The following is a 16,932-nucleotide window of genomic DNA, read 5'->3' on the forward strand; positions in this document are numbered from 1 at the left end:
GCCTATTCCATGCGTTCGGGCAGATAGTCTGCCCGAGCAAGGTTACCAAAGCGGGTAAATTGCGCCTCGAAGCTCAATTGCACGGTGCCGGTGGGGCCGTGGCGCTGCTTGGCGATGATGACTTCCGCCTTGCCATGCACCTTTTCCATTTCTCCCTGCCAGGCCAGATGTTCGGGCGTGCCCTCCTTGGGCTCCTTGTTCTTGAGATAATATTCTTCGCGGTACACGAACAGCACCACGTCGGCGTCCTGCTCGATAGAGCCCGATTCGCGCAAGTCCGCCAATTGCGGGTGCTTGTCGTCGCGCGCTTCCACCTGGCGCGAGAGCTGGCTGAGCGCGATGATCGGCACTTCCAGCTCCTTGGCCAGGGCCTTGAGCGTGGTGGTGATTTCGGTCAGTTCCTGCACGCGGTTCTGGCTCGATGCCTTGGTCGAGCCGGACAGCAATTGCAGATAGTCGACGATCAAGAGGTCCAGTCCCTTCTGCCGCTTCAGCCGCCGGGCGCGGGCGGCGAGCTGCGCCACCGAAATGCCGCCGGTATCGTCGATATAGAGCGGCACCTTGCTCATCATATTGGACACGTCGACCAGCTTGGCGAACTGGTTGTCGTGGATGCGGCCGCGCCGAATGTCGGAGGAGGAGATTTCCGCCTGCTCGGCCAGGACACGGGTGGCCAGCTGCTCGGAACTCATTTCCAGGCTGAAAAAGCCGACCTGGCCGCCATTGGCGGTCTTGATATGGCCGTCCGGTTCCACTTCGCCCCGCCAGGCCTTGGCGACGTTGAAGGCGATATTGGTGACCAGCGAGGTCTTGCCCATGGCCGGGCGGCCAGCCAGGATGATCAGGTCGCTGCGCTGCAGGCCGCCCATCTGCCGGTCGAGATCGTGCAGGTCGGTGGCGATGCCGGAAAGGCCGCCATCGCGCTGGAAGGCTTCGCCCGCCATCTGGATCGAGGCGCTGAGCGCGGTGCCGAAATTCTGGAAGCCGCCGTCATAGCGGCCCTTTTCGGCCAGTTGGAACAGTTCGCCCTCGACCTTCTCGATCTGCTTGACCGGGGTCATCTCGACGTCGGAATCGTAAGCCACGCCGACCATTTCCTCGCCCACCTGGATCAGGTTGCGGCGAATGGCCAGGTCATAGATCGCCTGCCCGTAATCAGCGGCGTTGAGCACCGTGGTCGCTTCCGCCGCCAGCCGCGACAGATATTGCATCATGGTGATGTCGGGCAGCAGCTGGTCGGGCAGGTGGGTCTTGAGCGTCGCCGGTTCCGCCGCCTTGCCGGCGCGGATGATCTTGCCGGCCAGCTCGTAGATTTCCCGGTGGATCGGCTCGTAGAAATGCTCGGGCAGCAGGAAATCGGCGACGCGATAGAAGGCGTCGTTATTGATCAGGATGGCGCCCAGCAGTGCCTGCTCCACGTCCACATTATGCGGCGCGACGCGAAAGGTCTTGTCTTCGGCGGGGTGGAGGCGTGCAATCTCGGCCATGATGGTCTCGGTGAGGCGTTAACCTTTCTTAACCACGCGACTCGCGCGTGTGTCTTGGTCTAAGGAGGGCAGGGTTAACGTTGTCCTGACCGCCCCTGTGAACATTGTGGAGAACGGGGAAAGCCGAAATCCCCCATTGCACGACAACGGGGCCTAAAAATGGCGAATCGGCATCGTGGTCCCGCAACGGAAAAGGGGCCGGCATTGCCGACCCCTTCCAGAACATTTGCGGATGATTGCCGACTATTCCTCGAAGCGGTCCTCGGCGGCCGCTTCGGCCTGGCCGGCGGCGAAATCGCCTTCTTCGTCGACCTCGAATGTGTGCACGGTCACGTCTTCGCCCTCAGCCTGGCGCTGGGCTTCGTCGTCCGAACGGGCGACGTTGACGGTGATCGAGACTTCCACTTCCGGGTGCAGGGCCAGGGCGATATTATGCACGCCGACCGACTTGATCGGATCGGGCAGTTCCACCTGGTTGCGCTGGACGATGAAGCCGTCATTGGCCAGGGCTTCGACGATGTCGCGGGCGGCGACCGAACCGTAGAGCTGGCCGGTTTCGCCAGCCTGGCGGATGATGATCACCGAGGCGCCGTTGAGACCTTCGGCAATGCCGGCGGCGGCATTGCGGCGCTCTTCGTTGCGCTGTTCGATATGGGCGCGCTCGGATTCGAACCGCTTGCGATTGGCTTCGGTGGCGCGCAGCGCCTTGCCCTGGGGCAGGAGGAAGTTACGGGCGTAACCGTCCTTGACGTTGACTTCGTCGCCGATCGTGCCGGTGCGGCCGATGCGCTCGAGCAGAATGACTTTCATGGGGATATCCTTGTGGCTGTCCCGTCCTTGCGACGGTTAGGAGCCGCGGACCATCCGCGACCCCAACAAATCCGGTAGGGCAGGGCCTTACTGGACGGCGTAGGGCATCAGGCCGATGAAGCGGGCGCGCTTGATGGCGCGGGCCAGTTCACGCTGCTTCTTGGCCGAAACGGCGGTGATGCGGCTCGGCACGATCTTGCCGCGCTCCGAGACGTAGCGGCTCAGCAGGCGCACGTCCTTGTAGTCGATCTTGGGCGCGCCCTCGCCCGAGAACGGGCAGGTCTTGCGGCGACGCTGGAACGGGCGACGGGCCTGGGAAGTGGTAAGGTCTTTGATAGCCATGGCTTTTCGTTCCTTTAATTAGAAGCGGCGGGGGCGACGGTCGCCGGAGAAACCGCCACGGTCGCCGCCCGGGCGGCCGTCGCGGTCGTCGCGATCGCGCTTCTGCATCATGGCCGAGGGGCCTTCTTCCAGCTCGTCCACGCGCACGGTCATGAAGCGCAGGATGTCTTCATTGATGCGCATCTGGCGCTCCATCTCGGCCACGGCGGCTGCCGGCGCTTCGATGTTGAGCAGGGTGTAATGCGCCTTGCGGTTCTTGCGGATGCGGTAGGAGAGACCCTTGAGGCCCCAATATTCGTTCTTGGTCACCTTGCCGCCGCCCTGGCCGAGCACGTCGGTCAGCTGGGTGGTCAGTTCCTCGACCTGCTGCTGGGACACGTCCTGGCGAGCGAGATAGATATGTTCGTAAAGGGCCATTGCTGCGCCTTCCTTTCGATTTCGATACGCAATGTCTGGCGCGGAGCCCCTTCGAAGCCCGGAAAGGCGTCAAAGCAGTCTTGCAAAGAGCGGGAACACGGGAGGCCGGACAAAAAATGCCCTATCTGCAATGCACAGACCCTCCGTTCAGCCCCCGGCCAAACGAATTGCTGGCGGCGCTATAGGGGAAAAAGGGGGAGAAGGCAAGCGGCCGGGGCGCCGCGCCTTGACTCTGCCGCACACTCCCGGCAAAGCGCGCCGCAACTGGACAGCCCCGTCGCGGGTTGTCACATTGCTTTGCAAGAGAGGGCCGATATGTCCAGCACCGCATTTACTTTTCCGGGCCAGGGCAGCCAGGCCGTCGGCATGGGCAAGGACCTGGCCGATGCCTATCCCGAGGCGCGCGTCGTGTTCGCCGAGGTGGACGAGGCGCTGGGGCAGAAGCTTTCCACCCTCATGTTCGAGGGCCCCGAGGACGACCTGCGCCTCACCGAGAATGCCCAGCCGGCCCTGATGGCCGCGAGCATGGCGGTCATGCGGGTGCTGGAGGCCAGGGGCGTCCATCTCCAGGATCGCGCCGCCTATGTCGCCGGCCATTCGCTGGGCGAATATTCCGCGCTTTGCGCCGCCGGCACCTTCTCGCTCGCCGATGCGGCCCGCCTGCTGCGCATTCGCGGCCAGGCCATGCAGAAGGCCGTGCCGGTCGGTCACGGCGCCATGGCCGCCTTGCTCGGCCTCGATCTCGACACCGCCAGGGCCGTCGCCGCCGAAGCCGGGCAGGGCGAGGTCTGCGACATCGCCAATGACAACGCCCCCGGCCAGGTCGTCGTTTCCGGCGCCACCGCCGCCATCGAGCGCGCCGTCGAAATCGCCAAGGGCAAGGGCGCCAGGCGCGCGCTGCTGCTGCCGGTCAGCGCGCCGTTCCATTGCTCGCTGATGCAACCCGCCGCCGACGCCATGGCCGCCGCGCTCGCCGAAGTCGACATGCAGGCGCCCGTCGTCCCCTTGGTTGCCAACGTTCTCGCCGCGCCCATTTCCGACCCGGCCGAAATCCGCCAGCGCCTCGTCGAGCAGGTCACCGGAATCGTGCGCTGGACCGAAAGCGTCACCTGGCTCACCACGGCCGGCGGCGTCGCCAATCTGGTTGAACTCGGCACCGGCAAGGTGCTGACCGGACTCGCAAAACGCATTGCGGCGGATGCCTCGGCCCGGGCGGTGAACAGCCCCGCCGATGTCGACGCCTTCATCGCTGAGCTTGGCGCCTGATTCATTTCCTGAAGCGCCTGATTCAATTTCTCTCGCAAGAGGCCCTAAATGTTTGATCTCACTGGAAAACGCGCTCTTGTCACCGGCGCCAGCGGCGGTATTGGCCGCGAAATCGCCAAGGCCCTGGCCGCCGCCGGCGCCAGCGTCGCCCTCTCCGGCACCCGCCTCGGCGCGCTGGAAGATACCGCCAAGGAAATCGGCAAGGATTGCCCGATTCTGCCGGCCAACCTTTCCAGGCTCGATGAAGTCGACAAGCTCGTGCCCGCCGCCGAAGCGGCTCTGGGCGGCCTCGATATTCTCGTCAACAATGCCGGCATGACCCGCGACAATCTCTTCATGCGCATGAAGGACGAGGAATGGGACGAGGTGCTGGCCGTCAATCTCACCGCTGCCTTCCATCTCAATCGCGCCGTGCTGCGCGGGATGATGAAGCAGCGCTGGGGCCGCATCATCGGCATTTCCTCGGTGGTCGGGGTCATGGGCAATCCGGGGCAGGGCAATTACGCCGCCTCCAAGGCCGGCCTGATCGGCATGAACAAGGCGCTGGCCTATGAAGTGGCCAGCCGCAACATCACCGTCAATTCCATCGCCCCCGGCTTCATCGCCTCGGCCATGACCGACGAGCTCAACGACAAGCAGCGCGAAACCATTCTGTCCACCGTCCCGGCGGGCCGCCTGGGCACCGCCCCCGAAGTCGCCGCCTGCGCCGTCTTCCTCGCCAGCGACGGCGCCGCCTACATCACCGGCCACACCCTCAACGTCAACGGCGGCATGGCGATGATTTGAGGCGAGAAGGCCATTCGCAGCCCGGTGTTATAGACCTCGTCCCTCGACGGGCTCAGGATGAGGTCTATAAGAGATGGTGTCTTCCCGTGGCCAAGCCCCTCCCGTCGCACCGCCTCTCCTAGACCTCATGGTGAGCCTGTCGAACCACGAGGTCGCGGCCACCTCGCTCTCCGCCACAGCCCCGCCCTCGCCCCGAAATCACCCCGCAAGGCCGCGAATTTCGCGTTTCCGCGAGCCTCCAACCCCATTCATTCCGGTCAAAACCCTTGGAAACCGGGCAAAACGCGGTTGGCTATTTGCGATTAGATGTGTTACCTCGCGCCGCGTTTACCCTTGCGGGTCTGCTTGCAGGCGTCCTTTAGGACGCCTACACTGCCGCCCAGCAAGCCAACAGTGCTTGAAGAATTGGCTCGTCGCCAATAAGAAGCGAAACGAAACTTCGATTTCTAAAAGGGAAGTCAAATTATGAGCGATGTCGCTGATCGGGTCCGCAAGATCGTTGTGGAACACCTCAATGTGGATGCCGAGAAGGTCACCGAAAAGGCCAGCTTCATCGACGATCTGGGCGCTGACTCCCTGGATCAGGTCGAGCTGGTTATGGCTTTCGAGGAAGAATTCTCGGTCGAGATTCCCGACGATGCCGCCGAGTCGATCCAGACTTTCGGCGATGCCGTCGCTTTCCTGACCAAGGCAACCAGCTAATAGCTGAGTTAGGCCGCTGACCATGGAATTGCGCCGCGTTGTCGTAACCGGACTGGGGCTTGTCACGCCTCTTGGCTGTGGTGTTGAGCCGACCTGGACCAACATTCTCGCGGGCAAGAGCGGTGCCAAGCGTATCGACGATTTCGAGATCGACGATATTGCCTGCCAGATCGCCCACCGCATTCCGCTCGGGGACTATGCCGATGGCAAGTACAATCCCGACGAATGGATGGAGGTGAAGGAGCAGCGCAAGGTCGATCCCTTCATCGTCTATGCCATGGCGGCAGCCACACAGGCCATTCAGGATGCCGGTGTCGAGCCCAAGACGCCCGAAGACCAGGAGCGCACTGGCGTTCTGATCGGTTCGGGCATCGGCGGCGTCGGCGGCATCTACGATGCCTCCGTCACCCTGCACGAAAAGGGCCCGCGCCGCATCAGCCCCTTCTTCATTCCGGGACGACTGATCAACCTCGCCTCTGGCCAGGTCTCGATTCGCTTCGGTCTGAAGGGCCCGAACCATTCCGTGGTTACGGCATGTTCGACCGGCGCCCATGCCATTGGCGATGCCGCCCGCCTCATCGCCCTTGGCGATGCGGATGTGATGGTGGCCGGTGGCACGGAAAGTTGCGTCAACCGCCTGTCTCTGGCCGGCTTCTCCGCCGCCCGCGCGCTGTCGACCGGCTTCAACGACAATCCCGTCGCCGCTTCCCGCCCCTATGACAAGGACCGCGATGGTTTCGTCATGGGCGAGGGCGCCGGCATCGTCGTGCTGGAAGACTATGAGCGGGCCAAGGCCCGCGGCGCCAAGATTTATGGCGAAGTGATCGGCTATGGCCTTTCGGGCGATGCCTACCACATCACCGCTCCCTCGCCCGATGGCGATGGCGGTTTCCGCGCCATGAGCGCGGCGATCAAGCGCGCCGGCATTTCGGCCTCCGAGATCGACTATATCAATGCCCACGGCACCTCGACGCCGCTTGGCGACGAAATCGAGCTGGGCGCGGTGACGCGCGTGCTCGGCGATGCCGCCCCCGGCACCGTGATGAGCTCCACCAAGTCCGCCGTCGGTCACCTCCTGGGTGCTGCCGGTTCCGTGGAGGCCATTTTCTGCCTGCTGGCCATGCGCGACGGCATCGTGCCGCCCACGCTCAACCTCGACAATCCCTCCGTCGATACCGAGATGAACCTGGTGCCGCACAAGGCGATCAAGAAGGATGTCAATGTGGCCCTGTCCAACAGCTTCGGCTTTGGCGGCACCAATGCCACGCTGGTGATGCGCAAGGTCGACTGAGCCGACCGATGAATTTGATGGGGGCACATCGCGTTAACCGCGATGTGCCCCTTGTCTTTATCGGCGCTTCGCCACAGTTTGGCGCAAATACCATGAAAAACGGCAGCGTCTGCCCGATGCCTGCCTCTTTGCGAGTGAAGCTGAACCGATGAATGACCGTAAAAAGCGGCGCCGCCGCCGTTCCGGCAATGGCTTGATCGACGTCCTCAACGGCCTTCTCACCCTGCTGGTTATCGGTCTTGTCGTTCTGGCCGGTGGCTTCATCTTCGTGGCGTCGCAATATTATGGCGATGGCCCGCTGAGCGAGGAGCGCGTCTTCCGCGTCGAATCGGGCGCCTCCCTCTCCAGCACCGCGACGCGCCTGGAAGAACAGGGGCTGATCAGCAATTCGGTGATCTTCAGCCAGTTCGGCTCGCGCGTCGAGCAGAACACCCTCATCAAGGCCGGCGATTTCCGCATTCCCGCCGGCGCCAGCATGTCCGACATTTTCACCGAGCTGACCCAGGGCAATCCGCTGCGCTATGCGGTGATCATTCCCGAGGGCTGGACCGTCTGGCAGGCCATTCAGCGCATCAATGCCGATGACCGGCTGACCGGGGTGATCGGGCAATTGCCGCCCGAAGGCTCCATCCTGCCGGGCAGCTATGACATCACCCCCGGCGATACCAGGCAGGACGTTCTCGAAAAGATGCAGCTCGCCATGACCCAGGCCCTGGCCGAGGTCTGGGAAAGCCGCCAGCCCGATCTGCCGCTGGCCTCCCCCGCCGAACTGCTGATCCTCGCCTCCATCGTGGAAAAGGAAACCGGCATAGCCTCCGAGCGGCCGCAGATCGCTGCCGTATTCGTCAATCGCCTGCGCACCAGCATGCGCCTGCAATCGGACCCGACCATCATTTATGGCATCACCCTGGGCCAATCGACGCTCGACCGCGGCATCCGCCGCTCCGAGATCGAGGAAAGGACCGCCTATAACACCTACCAGATCGACGGCCTGCCGCCGACGCCGATCGCCAATCCCGGCATCGATGCCCTGCGCGCTGTCGCCAATCCGGATGCGCACGATTACCTCTATTTCGTCGCCAAGGGGGCCACGCCCAGCGAGGGCCACGTCTTCGCCGAGACCTATCCTGAGCATCAGCGCAATGTCGCCTCCTATCGCGCCATAGCGGCCGAAGCGGCGGCGCAGGCCGAGGCCGAGGCCGAAGCGGCCCGCCAGGCGCTGGAGGCCGAAGAAGCCGGCGAAGCCGCAGAGTGAGCGCCGCCCTGTCCAGCATGACCGGCTTTGCCCGCGCCGAGCGGCAAAGTCCGGCCATGCGCCTGCGCATCGAGATCAGGTCGGTCAATGGCCGGGGCCTCGACATGCGCCTGCGTCTCGCCTCGGGTCTCGATGCCCTCGAAATCCCGCTGCGCCAATTGCTGTCCAAATCGCTGAGCCGCGGCTCCGTCAATCTCGTCGCCACGCTCGACCGCACGGCCAGGGGCGGCGCCGTGCGTGTCAATCGGCAGGCGCTGCAATCGGTGCTCGCCGTGCTGGAAGAACTTGGCCAGAGCCTCGAAGCCGCCCCGCCGCGCCTCGACGGCATTCTGGCGCTGCCCGGCGTCCTGGAAGTCGACGATGGGGCAGGGGAGCTGGACGAGGAGGACGTCGCCGGCCTGCTGCTCGCCTGCGCCGGCGAGGCCGTGGACAAGCTCCAGGTCTCCCGCCGCCAGGAAGGCGCCGAAATCGCCGTGGTCCTGCTGGCGCAGCTGGACGCCATTTCCGCCCTTGCCGACCGGGCCGAAACCCATCCCGCCCGCTCGCGCGACCATATCGAGGCGCGCCTGCGCGACCAGCTCGCCGCCCTGCGCGACGATGCCGCCTTGCCCCAGGAACGGCTGGCCCAGGAAGCGCTGCTGCTGGCCACCAAGGCCGATATCCAGGAAGAGCTGGACCGGTTGCGCGCCCATATCGTGGCGGCGCGCCAGCTCATTGCCGCAGGCGGACCGGTGGGCCGGCGCCTCGATTTCCTGGCGCAGGAATTCAACCGCGAGGCCAATACGCTCTGCGCCAAGGCAAACGCGGTGGAGCTCACCGCCATCGGCCTTGACCTCAAGGCCGCTATCGATCAATTACGCGAGCAGGTTCAGAACATCGAATAGAGTTGCGAAATGGATTTTCAACGCCGCGGCGTCATGCTGGTGATTGCCTCTCCATCGGGTGCCGGAAAGTCCTCCATATCGCGCTCGCTGTTCGGTGCCGATCCCAATATCCGCCTGTCGGTTTCCGTCACCACCCGCGCCCGCCGCACCGATGAAGTCGACGGCAAGCATTATCATTTCATCGACGTGCCGACCTTCGAGCAGATGCGCCGCGACGGCGGCCTGCTCGAATCCGCCGAGGTCCACGGCAATTTCTACGGCACGCCCCGCGCGCTGGTCGAAGAGCAACTCGCTGCCGGCAACGACATCCTCTTCGACATCGACTATCAGGGCACGCTCCAGCTCTACGAAAAAGCCCGCGCCGATATGGTGACGGTCTTTATCCTGCCGCCCTCGATCAAGGAACTCCGCGCCCGCCTCGAACGCCGCGCCCAGGACAGCGTCGGCACCATCGAAAAGCGCCTCAAGAATGCGCGGATCGAAATGGGCCATTACGGCGAATATGACTATGTCATCGTCAATGAGGACCTCGAACTCTCCGTCGCCCGCGTCCGCTCCATCCTCGCCTCCGCCCGCCTCGACCGCCGCCGCCAGCTCAATCTCGACAGCTTCGTCAAGGATTTGCAGAACCAGATTGGCTCGGACTGAGAGGACGTTCGCGCGCCTGCCAATTCCACCCCCGGCGGTGGGTAAGGGGTGCTACCGCAACCCCGGCAAGGCCCGCGCCATGGCCAGGAACGCCTCTATCGGCAATTCCTCCGCCCGCTCGTCGCCTTTGAGCCCGGCCGCCGCCAGCAGGTCCTCGACCGGCACGCCCAGCGATTTCAGCGATTGCCGCACCATTTTGCGCCGCTGCCCGAAGGCCGCCCGGGTCACCTGTTCCACCAGCTTTACCGGCAATCCCGCTTCCACCGGCCTGGGCACGATATGCACCACCGCCGAGGTCACGCTGGGCGGCGGCACGAAGGCCTGGCGGCCGACATTGAAGGCAATGCGCGCCTCGCTGCGCCACCCGGCCAATACGCCCAGCCGCCCATAGGCATCGTCGCCCGGTCGCGCCACGATCCGCTCGGCCACTTCCCGCTGGAACATCAGCGTCAGGCTTTCGAAAAACGGCGGCCAGGGCTCCATGGTCAGCCAGCCGGTCAGCAATTGCGTGCCGATATTATAGGGCAGGTTGGCGACGATCCGCGTCGGCCCGTCGGCCAGCAGGCGATAATCCATCTCCATGGCGTCGCCGCCGATCACCGTCAGCCGCCCGGGATAGGCGGCGGCGATGTCGGCCAGTGCCGGCAGTGCCCGCGCATCGCGCTCGATGGCGATGACTTCCCGGGCGCCTTCCGCCAATAGCGCCCGCGTCAAGCCGCCGGGGCCGGGGCCGACCTCGATGACCCGCACCCCGTCCAGCGCCCCGGCCACCCGCGCGATGCGCGAAGTCAGGTTGAGGTCGAAGAGGAAATTCTGCCCCAATTCCTTTTTGGCGCGCAGTCCATGGGCGGCGATGACCTCGCGCAGCGGCGGAAGATTGTCGATCTGGCTCATGCTGTGGGCGCCGTCATGTCACGCGCCATGGCGATGGCGGCTGCGAAGCTGGCAGGGGAGGCTTTGCCCGTGCCGGCCAGGGTGAACGCCGTGCCGTGGTCGGGCGAGGTCCGCACGATGGGCAGGCCCAGCGTCACGTTCACGCCGGCATCGAAGGCGACGGTCTTGATCGGGATCAGCGCCTGATCGTGATACATGGCCAGCACCGCATCATATTGCCGCCAATGCGGCGGATAGAACAGCGTATCGCCGGGCAGGGGGCCGATGGCGTCGATTCCCGCCGTCCGGGCTTCGGCGATGGCCGGCGCGATGATCTCCACCTCCTCGCGGCCGATGGAGCCATCCTCGCCGGCATGGGGATTGAGGCCGGCCACGGCGATGCGCGGCGCTTCGATATGGAAGTGCTGCCGCAGATCGTGCGCCATCACCCGCAGCGTCTCGACGATCAGCGACTGCGTCACCAGCCCCGGCACGTCTTTGAGCGGCACGTGAATGGTCAGTGGAACGGTGCGCAATTGCTCATGCGCCAGCATCATTACCGGCAGTTTCGGCGGGTCGCCCCTGGCGCAAAGCTCGGCAAGAAATTCGGTATGCCCCGGATGCCGGAACCCGGCATGGTAGAGGGCGCCCTTGTGGATCGGCGCCGTCACCACCGCCCGGCATTGCCCGGCCAGCACCGCCAGCACCGCCTGGGCGATGGCCTCGATCACCACCGGCGCCGCCGCCATTTCGGGCTCGCCGGGCCGGTCCGCCACCTGGCCCGCGATGGAAATCACCGGCAAAGCCGAGTCGAACAGCTCCGCCGCCTCGTCTAGTCCCGCCTCGGCAATAGCGATATCCAGCCCCAGCCGCTCGGCCCGCGCCCGCAGAAATCCCGCATGCCCGAACACCGCAAAAGCCGGCAAACCCCGCGCCCGCCGCTCGGCATAAAGTCCCAGCACCAGATCCGGCCCGATCCCCGCCGGCTCGCCCATGGTTACTGCCAATGGAATCGTCATTGTGTTTTGCATTTCGAATCCAACGCAGTTTCGGCCTTCGGCTCCCTCCCCTCAAGGGGGAGTGTTTACAATGGGTGCTTGCTTCGCCGACAGGATCGGCGGTTCCTGCGCCTCCCTCCCCCTTGAGGGGAGGGATTGAGGGTGGGGGTGGCGGAGCGAGGGCGAAACTCCCGGATGTGTAGGAACCGCAGCACCCCCTCCCCGACCCTCCCCTCAAGGGGGAGGGGGCGAAAGGTCTCACATCCCGAGACAACTTGGCTCGAAGTGCCCTCAACAGGGAGGGAGCCGTAGATGCATAACTTCCGCATCTTTTCCCGGTGTCACCCCCGCGAATGCGGGGGGCCTCCGTTTAACAGAGGTTCCCGCTTTCGCGGCAATGACGCCGTGGTCACCCGGCCCTGCTCTTAGCGGATGATTTTGGCGTTGGCGCGCAGGCGGTCGAGATAGGCCTTCACTTCCCGCTCGTAAGCGCCGCTGCCGGCCTCTTCGCGCAGCCCGCCCTTGACGAAGGTGAGGTCCTGCGCCTGCACCTTCTCGCATACGGCGAGCATGGCCAGGCCGGCTTCGGTGGCGCGCGGCTTGGTGATGCCGCCGACATTGAGCCCCGCCAGTTCCCGGGCAATCGCCTCGGGCATCTGGGTGGCGTGCCGCCGGCCGATATCGACCACGGCCACATCGTTGAAGGTTAGCGACAATTCCACCGCCGTCCCGCAGCCGGCGAAATTGGAGCGGAAATTATTGGCCTGGCCGGAACGGCCACCGCCGCCGATAAAGGTCACTTCCTGGAGGATATAGTCGAAATTCTGATAATCGGCGACTTTCTGGGCGGCCTGCTGGTCCAGCTCCAGTTCCGAAATCTGCACCTGCGGCATCACCGCCTGCTCGGTCACCGCGTTCCAGGCAATGGCGGCGCGCAGCCGCGCCTGCAAGGTATCGCCGCTGACGCCGCCCTGTTGCAGCATCTGTTGCAGCCGGTCGCGGCTGACATTGAGATTGCGGGCGATCTGCAACAGTGCCGAATCCACCTGGGCATTGGAAACCGAAATGCCGAGCCTTTTGGCTTCCTGCAATTGGATGGCTTCGGTGATCAATTGCTCCAGCGCGCCATTGCGCCCGGTATTATTGCCTTCCATGCGGAACAGGCGCAGACGCTGATCGACCTGCACATCGCTGATCGGCTCGCCATTCACCGTTACCACGGTGGCCGCCTGGGCGGGCAGGACGGCGCCTGCCGCCACGGTCAAGGCAATGAACAGGACGGCGGCTGCGCGCCGGAAATCTGCAAATGTCATGGTCGGGTCCGCTCGTTTCTCGGCGCCTTCAATGCGGCGTCCGGTCCTTGCTGTCAATTGGCCGAGGAATACGGCCAAATTCCGAATTGGGTTAAGTCCACCCGTCTTCCTTATAGAGCAATACGGTAAGCCCGATCACGATTGCGACAATCGCCGGGCCCACGGCGGCGAAAACCGGGTCGAGCACACCGGTCGAGCCGCCCCGGTCAGCCATTTCGGTAATGACGAAAACCACGAAGCCCAGCACCATGCCATAGAGTACGGAGGGGCCGAATTGGGTATTGCGGCTATAGCCGGCGGTGAAGGCGAAGGCGATCATCAGCGAGCCGGCCAGCACCAGCGGCAGCGCCAGCAGCTTGATCAGCCGCATGCTGGTGGCGGCCCGCACCATCGGGTCGGCGACGCCATGTTGCAGCAGTTCCGCCAGCTCGAAGAAGGTCAGGTCCTCGGTCGAGGCGGTTTTCAGCTCGATTTCGGCCAGTGAGGACCTGGTCGGCACGCGCACGTCCAGGATGCGATAGGGCGGGGCGCTGGCGGTGCGCGCCAGCGCCACCTTCATGTGCCAGAAGCCGCCGTCCAGAATGGCTTCCTCGGCTTCGAGCCGGGCAATTTCATTGGGGCTGAGATAAAACAGGGTGACATTGCCCAGCGATGCCCGGTCCGCCGCCATGCTGCGGGCCATGAGCACGTAATGGACATCCTCATGGCGCTGCTCCAGCCAGATTTCGCCGGGCGGGGTCAATTCGGCCGCCTGGCCGGGCGGCGTCGGATTGAGTTCGCGGTTGATCTGGGTGCTGATGGTCTCCGCGCCCAGGGCGATGAAGAAGCTGACGATGACCAGCACGGCGACCGGGGCCCGCAGCACCCGCCAGATCGAGATGCCGCTGGCCTTGATCACCGTCAGCTCGTGCCGCGCCTTGAGGTCGGCCAGCCCCAATATGCCGCCCAGCAGCACCGTCACCGGCAGCGTCTTGATGGTCCAGCGCACCGCGCTCATCGCCACCATCAGGATGGCGGTCGGCAGGCCCTTCTGATTGGACACGTGATTGAAGCGCCAGGTATCGAGCGATTCCACCAGGGCGATCAGGCCATAGAAGATCAGCACGGTCATGGCGACGCGGCTGCCGATCCGCGCCAGTACCAGCCGGTCGATGCGGTTCATCATGCCGGCGCCTCCACGATCGGCCGGCGCGGCCAGAGCCGGATGGCCAGGATCAGGGCGGAGAGCCCGATCAGCAGGATTGCGCCGGTTCCGGTGCCCAGCGGGCTATAGGAGCCGATGCCCCGCTCGACGAAGGCCACCACCATCACCACCGCCTCCAGCGGCAAGCGGATGCGGGTGCGGCGTCCGCTCGGAAAGCCGGCAATGGCGAGCACGAACAGGCAGAGTCCGATCACCCGCAGGGCTTCGGCGGAGCGGTCGAGCAGGTGCTGCACCGTCCTGGCCGGCCATTCGCCGCTGGCCAATGCCTCGCCGACCAGTTCGAAACTGTGCTTTTCCGTCAATGGATCGACCCGGAGCCCCGGCTGGCTCAAGCTTTCCACGTTGATGTCATAGCGGGCGAAGCGGATTTCCGAATAGCGTCCATCGGCCCCGACATATTGCAAGGTGCCGTCATGCAACTCCAGGATGAAATCGTCGCCCAGCGCCATCACCCGGGCCGATTGGGCGATATAGGTGCGGCGCATGTCGGGGTCGCGCCGGTCATCGGCGAAGAATTCGGTGATCGAGCCGCCATCCTCGCGCCCGCCGATCAGCATGACCACGCCGGGCGTCGCCTGGGTGAAGCGATTGGGCTTGAGCGTCGAGCTCACCAGGTCGGCGGCGATGGCCGCCGACAGCACGTTGAGCTGCCGATTGGCCATGGGTTCGGCCACATGCGCCAGCAATAATGCGCCCAGCGCCGCGGCGCTTGTCGTTGCCAGCACCGCCCGCCACAGGCCCGGCAGGCCGTGGCTGGTATGGATGATGTGCAATTCGTGGCTGTTTTGCAGCGCCGTCAGCGCCCGCACCATGCCGATGCCGACGCAGATATAGAAAAACGACAGCGCCAGCGGCGGCATGGTGTAGAGCGCCTGCACTGCCAGCGTGCCGAAGCCCTGGCCCTTCACCGACACCACCTCGAACGAGCGCAGGCAGTTCACCAGCCACAGCAATACGCACACGATCCCGAACAGGACCAGCGCATCGACCGCGAACAGCCGTGTCAGATAGGAAGTGAGCTTTCTCATCGAGATTCGTTCGAGTCCGGATCGGCGCGCACCTTGCGGCACTTCGCGTCCCGAAACAATGGCACTAGGCGAAGCGGCTGCCGAAACGGTAAGCTCCGGCCATGGCCGAAATCCTTTTCTATCATCTCGAAGCCCGCCCCCTCGAATCCGTCGTTCCGGTTCTGTTGGAAAAGACGCTGGAGCGCGGCTGGCGCGCCGTGGTCGAAATCGGCTCGCGCGAACGCGCCGAGGCGCTGGACAGCCATCTCTGGACCTATCGCGACGACAGCTTCCTGCCCCACGCCCTGGCCGGGGATGAGACCGACGCGCTGCAGCCCATTCTGCTCACCACCGAGCCGGACAATCCCAACGGCGCCTCGGTGCGGTTTTTCGTCGATCGCGCCGTGCCGCAATCCGCCGAGGGCTATCAGCGGCTGGTCTATCTGTTTTCCGGCCATGACCCCGAGGCGCTCGCCGAGGCGCGGCTAGCCTGGAGGGCGCTGCGCGACGGCAATGAAGTCACCTATTGGCAGCAGGAAGAAAACGGCCGCTGGGTCAAGAAGGCCTGACCCTTACTTCGCCATGGCCGGCAATTCGCCCACATACATTTCCAGGAAGTCCTGCACCAATTCGTAGCAGAAGATCACTTCCGTTTCTTCGATGTCGTAAAAGGCATTGGGCTCGCCACAGCGCCGCGCCGTGAACTTCACCTTGCCGTCCAGCCGGTAGCCGCGGCGCACTTCCTCGGCCACCTCGTCGAATATGCCGCTGCTGCGGAACACCCGTTCGGCCATGCGCAGCCGCCTGCCGCCATCGTGATAGCGCACATCCACCTGCGTGCCGCTGCCGGGCCTGTCGAGCAGCGCCCGGATGGAGCGGTCGATCGCCTCATAATCGAAATGACAGCTCCGCTGGCGCTCCGCCTGCATGGCATAGGAATTGGCCACCGGCCGGAACGCCGCGCCATCGGCGCCCACCATCATGCAGACGATCTGCATGGAGCGGTGCCGGTCGGGGCTGTAGCCGGCGGCATAATCGTCGTCGTTGAAGATATCGCCATAGGCGAAGCTCGACAGCATCCAGCCCTTGGCGGCGTCCTCCAGCGTCTGGTTGGCGTCGGGCGTGCCCTTTTGCAGCAGGATCCAGGTGGCGATATTGTCGGCGGCATCCTCTTCGCGGCCCAGGACCGGCAGGTTCAGCTTGTCCACCAGCAGATGCGCCACCTCGTGATAGAGCGTGAACAGGCTGTTATTGACTGCAAACCGCAACCCTTCGGCGCGCTGGACCTTGCTGAGGCCGCTCAGCACATCCGATGCCTGGAGCGGTGCGGCAACCAAACCTGCCAGAAGCATGGTCAGCAAGAACAGCAGGCGTCGCATGGGTCCCTCGTCGTCTCCACCCACAAGAAGTCACCCACGCCACCCTGTCAACGCCATCGCCCGGACGTGGTGAAGGCTTTCATGAGTGCCGGGCCGCTTCCCCCGAGGGCAATGGTTCAGGTGGGCGCGCCCAATTTTCCCGTAGACCTCATCTCTGTCACAGGCCTCATCCTGAGCCTGTCGAAGGACGAGGTCGGTAACACCGCGGCCGCGACCTCGTGGTTCGACAAGCTCACCATGAGGTCTATGGGGCGCTTGACAGAGGGGAAC

General features: G+C 64.5%; 18 protein-coding genes. 8 read left to right on the forward strand and 10 right to left on the reverse strand.

All coding sequences use genetic code 11. From position 1 onward, the window contains the following. Positions 1-2: 2 nt before the first annotated feature. The 4 genes from O9Z70_RS04515 to rpsF form a co-directional block, all read right to left on the reverse strand. On the reverse strand, positions 3-1,487 hold the full coding sequence (locus O9Z70_RS04515; protein ID WP_286021304.1) for a replicative DNA helicase: 1,485 nt from the start codon (positions 1,485-1,487) through the stop codon (positions 3-5). Between the two features lie 243 nt (positions 1,488-1,730). Beyond that, positions 1,731-2,297 (reverse strand): 50S ribosomal protein L9, encoded by a 567-nt coding sequence (rplI, locus tag O9Z70_RS04520; RefSeq protein ID WP_286021305.1) that lies wholly within the window; start codon positions 2,295-2,297, stop codon positions 1,731-1,733. 87 nt (positions 2,298-2,384) lie between these two features. Then, complete coding sequence (rpsR, locus tag O9Z70_RS04525; RefSeq protein ID WP_067450285.1) at positions 2,385-2,639, reverse strand: 30S ribosomal protein S18; 255 nt, start codon at positions 2,637-2,639, stop codon at positions 2,385-2,387. A gap of 18 nt (positions 2,640-2,657) precedes the next feature. Then, positions 2,658-3,056: a 30S ribosomal protein S6 gene (gene rpsF / locus O9Z70_RS04530; RefSeq protein ID WP_286021306.1), complete on the reverse strand. Its 399-nt coding sequence runs from the start codon at positions 3,054-3,056 to the stop codon at positions 2,658-2,660. A gap of 315 nt (positions 3,057-3,371) precedes the next feature. Between rpsF and fabD the strand changes: the two genes are divergently transcribed. The 7 genes from fabD to gmk all read left to right on the forward strand — a co-directional run bounded on the left by fabD (position 3,372) and on the right by gmk (position 9,888). Further along, positions 3,372-4,322, forward strand: a complete 951-nt coding sequence (fabD, locus tag O9Z70_RS04535; protein WP_286021307.1) for an ACP S-malonyltransferase — start codon at positions 3,372-3,374, stop codon at positions 4,320-4,322. A gap of 48 nt (positions 4,323-4,370) precedes the next feature. Further along, positions 4,371-5,108 carry a 3-oxoacyl-[acyl-carrier-protein] reductase gene (gene fabG, locus O9Z70_RS04540; RefSeq protein WP_286021308.1) on the forward strand — a complete coding sequence of 246 codons (738 nt, stop codon included), beginning with the start codon at positions 4,371-4,373 and terminating at the stop codon, positions 5,106-5,108. Positions 5,109-5,573: 465 nt separating this feature from the next. Then, positions 5,574-5,810, forward strand: coding sequence for an acyl carrier protein (locus tag O9Z70_RS04545; protein WP_046103861.1), 237 nt, complete (start codon positions 5,574-5,576; stop codon positions 5,808-5,810). A gap of 28 nt (positions 5,811-5,838) precedes the next feature. Then, positions 5,839-7,101 carry a beta-ketoacyl-ACP synthase II gene (gene fabF / locus O9Z70_RS04550; protein ID WP_286021953.1) on the forward strand — a complete coding sequence of 421 codons (1,263 nt, stop codon included), beginning with the start codon at positions 5,839-5,841 and terminating at the stop codon, positions 7,099-7,101. A gap of 148 nt (positions 7,102-7,249) precedes the next feature. Next, positions 7,250-8,356: an endolytic transglycosylase MltG gene (mltG, locus tag O9Z70_RS04555; RefSeq protein ID WP_286021309.1), complete on the forward strand. Its 1,107-nt coding sequence runs from the start codon at positions 7,250-7,252 to the stop codon at positions 8,354-8,356. Continuing rightward, positions 8,353-9,240: a YicC/YloC family endoribonuclease gene (locus tag O9Z70_RS04560; RefSeq protein ID WP_286021310.1), complete on the forward strand. Its 888-nt coding sequence runs from the start codon at positions 8,353-8,355 to the stop codon at positions 9,238-9,240. The genes mltG and O9Z70_RS04560 overlap by 4 nt, the downstream gene beginning before the upstream one ends. A 9-nt stretch (positions 9,241-9,249) precedes the next feature. Then, positions 9,250-9,888, forward strand: coding sequence for a guanylate kinase (gene gmk / locus O9Z70_RS04565; RefSeq protein ID WP_286021311.1), 639 nt, complete (start codon positions 9,250-9,252; stop codon positions 9,886-9,888). Positions 9,889-9,939: 51 nt separating this feature from the next. Here gmk and rsmA read toward each other — a convergent pair whose 3' ends face one another. The 5 genes from rsmA to O9Z70_RS04590 form a co-directional block, all read right to left on the reverse strand. After that, positions 9,940-10,782: a 16S rRNA (adenine(1518)-N(6)/adenine(1519)-N(6))-dimethyltransferase RsmA gene (gene rsmA / locus O9Z70_RS04570; protein WP_286021312.1), complete on the reverse strand. Its 843-nt coding sequence runs from the start codon at positions 10,780-10,782 to the stop codon at positions 9,940-9,942. Beyond that, positions 10,779-11,780, reverse strand: coding sequence for a 4-hydroxythreonine-4-phosphate dehydrogenase PdxA (pdxA, locus tag O9Z70_RS04575; protein WP_286021313.1), 1,002 nt, complete (start codon positions 11,778-11,780; stop codon positions 10,779-10,781). Before pdxA ends, rsmA begins: the two co-directional genes overlap by 4 nt. A gap of 404 nt (positions 11,781-12,184) precedes the next feature. Continuing rightward, on the reverse strand, positions 12,185-13,072 hold the full coding sequence (locus O9Z70_RS04580) for a peptidylprolyl isomerase (protein ID WP_286021314.1): 888 nt from the start codon (positions 13,070-13,072) through the stop codon (positions 12,185-12,187). Positions 13,073-13,163: 91 nt separating this feature from the next. Beyond that, positions 13,164-14,237: an LptF/LptG family permease gene (locus O9Z70_RS04585; RefSeq protein ID WP_286021315.1), complete on the reverse strand. Its 1,074-nt coding sequence runs from the start codon at positions 14,235-14,237 to the stop codon at positions 13,164-13,166. Next, positions 14,234-15,304 (reverse strand): LptF/LptG family permease, encoded by a 1,071-nt coding sequence (locus O9Z70_RS04590; protein WP_286021316.1) that lies wholly within the window; start codon positions 15,302-15,304, stop codon positions 14,234-14,236. The genes O9Z70_RS04585 and O9Z70_RS04590 overlap by 4 nt, the downstream gene beginning before the upstream one ends. Before the next feature lie 101 nt (positions 15,305-15,405). Here O9Z70_RS04590 and O9Z70_RS04595 point away from each other — a divergent pair, with 101 nt between their 5' ends. Further along, positions 15,406-15,852: a DNA polymerase III subunit chi gene (locus O9Z70_RS04595; RefSeq protein WP_286021317.1), complete on the forward strand. Its 447-nt coding sequence runs from the start codon at positions 15,406-15,408 to the stop codon at positions 15,850-15,852. Between the two features lie 3 nt (positions 15,853-15,855). Here the strand turns inward: O9Z70_RS04595 and O9Z70_RS04600 are convergent, their stop codons facing one another. Beyond that, positions 15,856-16,662, reverse strand: coding sequence for a DUF4344 domain-containing metallopeptidase (locus O9Z70_RS04600; protein WP_286021318.1), 807 nt, complete (start codon positions 16,660-16,662; stop codon positions 15,856-15,858). Positions 16,663-16,932: the final 270 nt, after the last annotated feature.

Source organism: Devosia sp. YIM 151766, from assembly GCF_030285925.1.
Classification (GTDB): Bacteria; Pseudomonadota; Alphaproteobacteria; order Rhizobiales; family Devosiaceae; genus Devosia.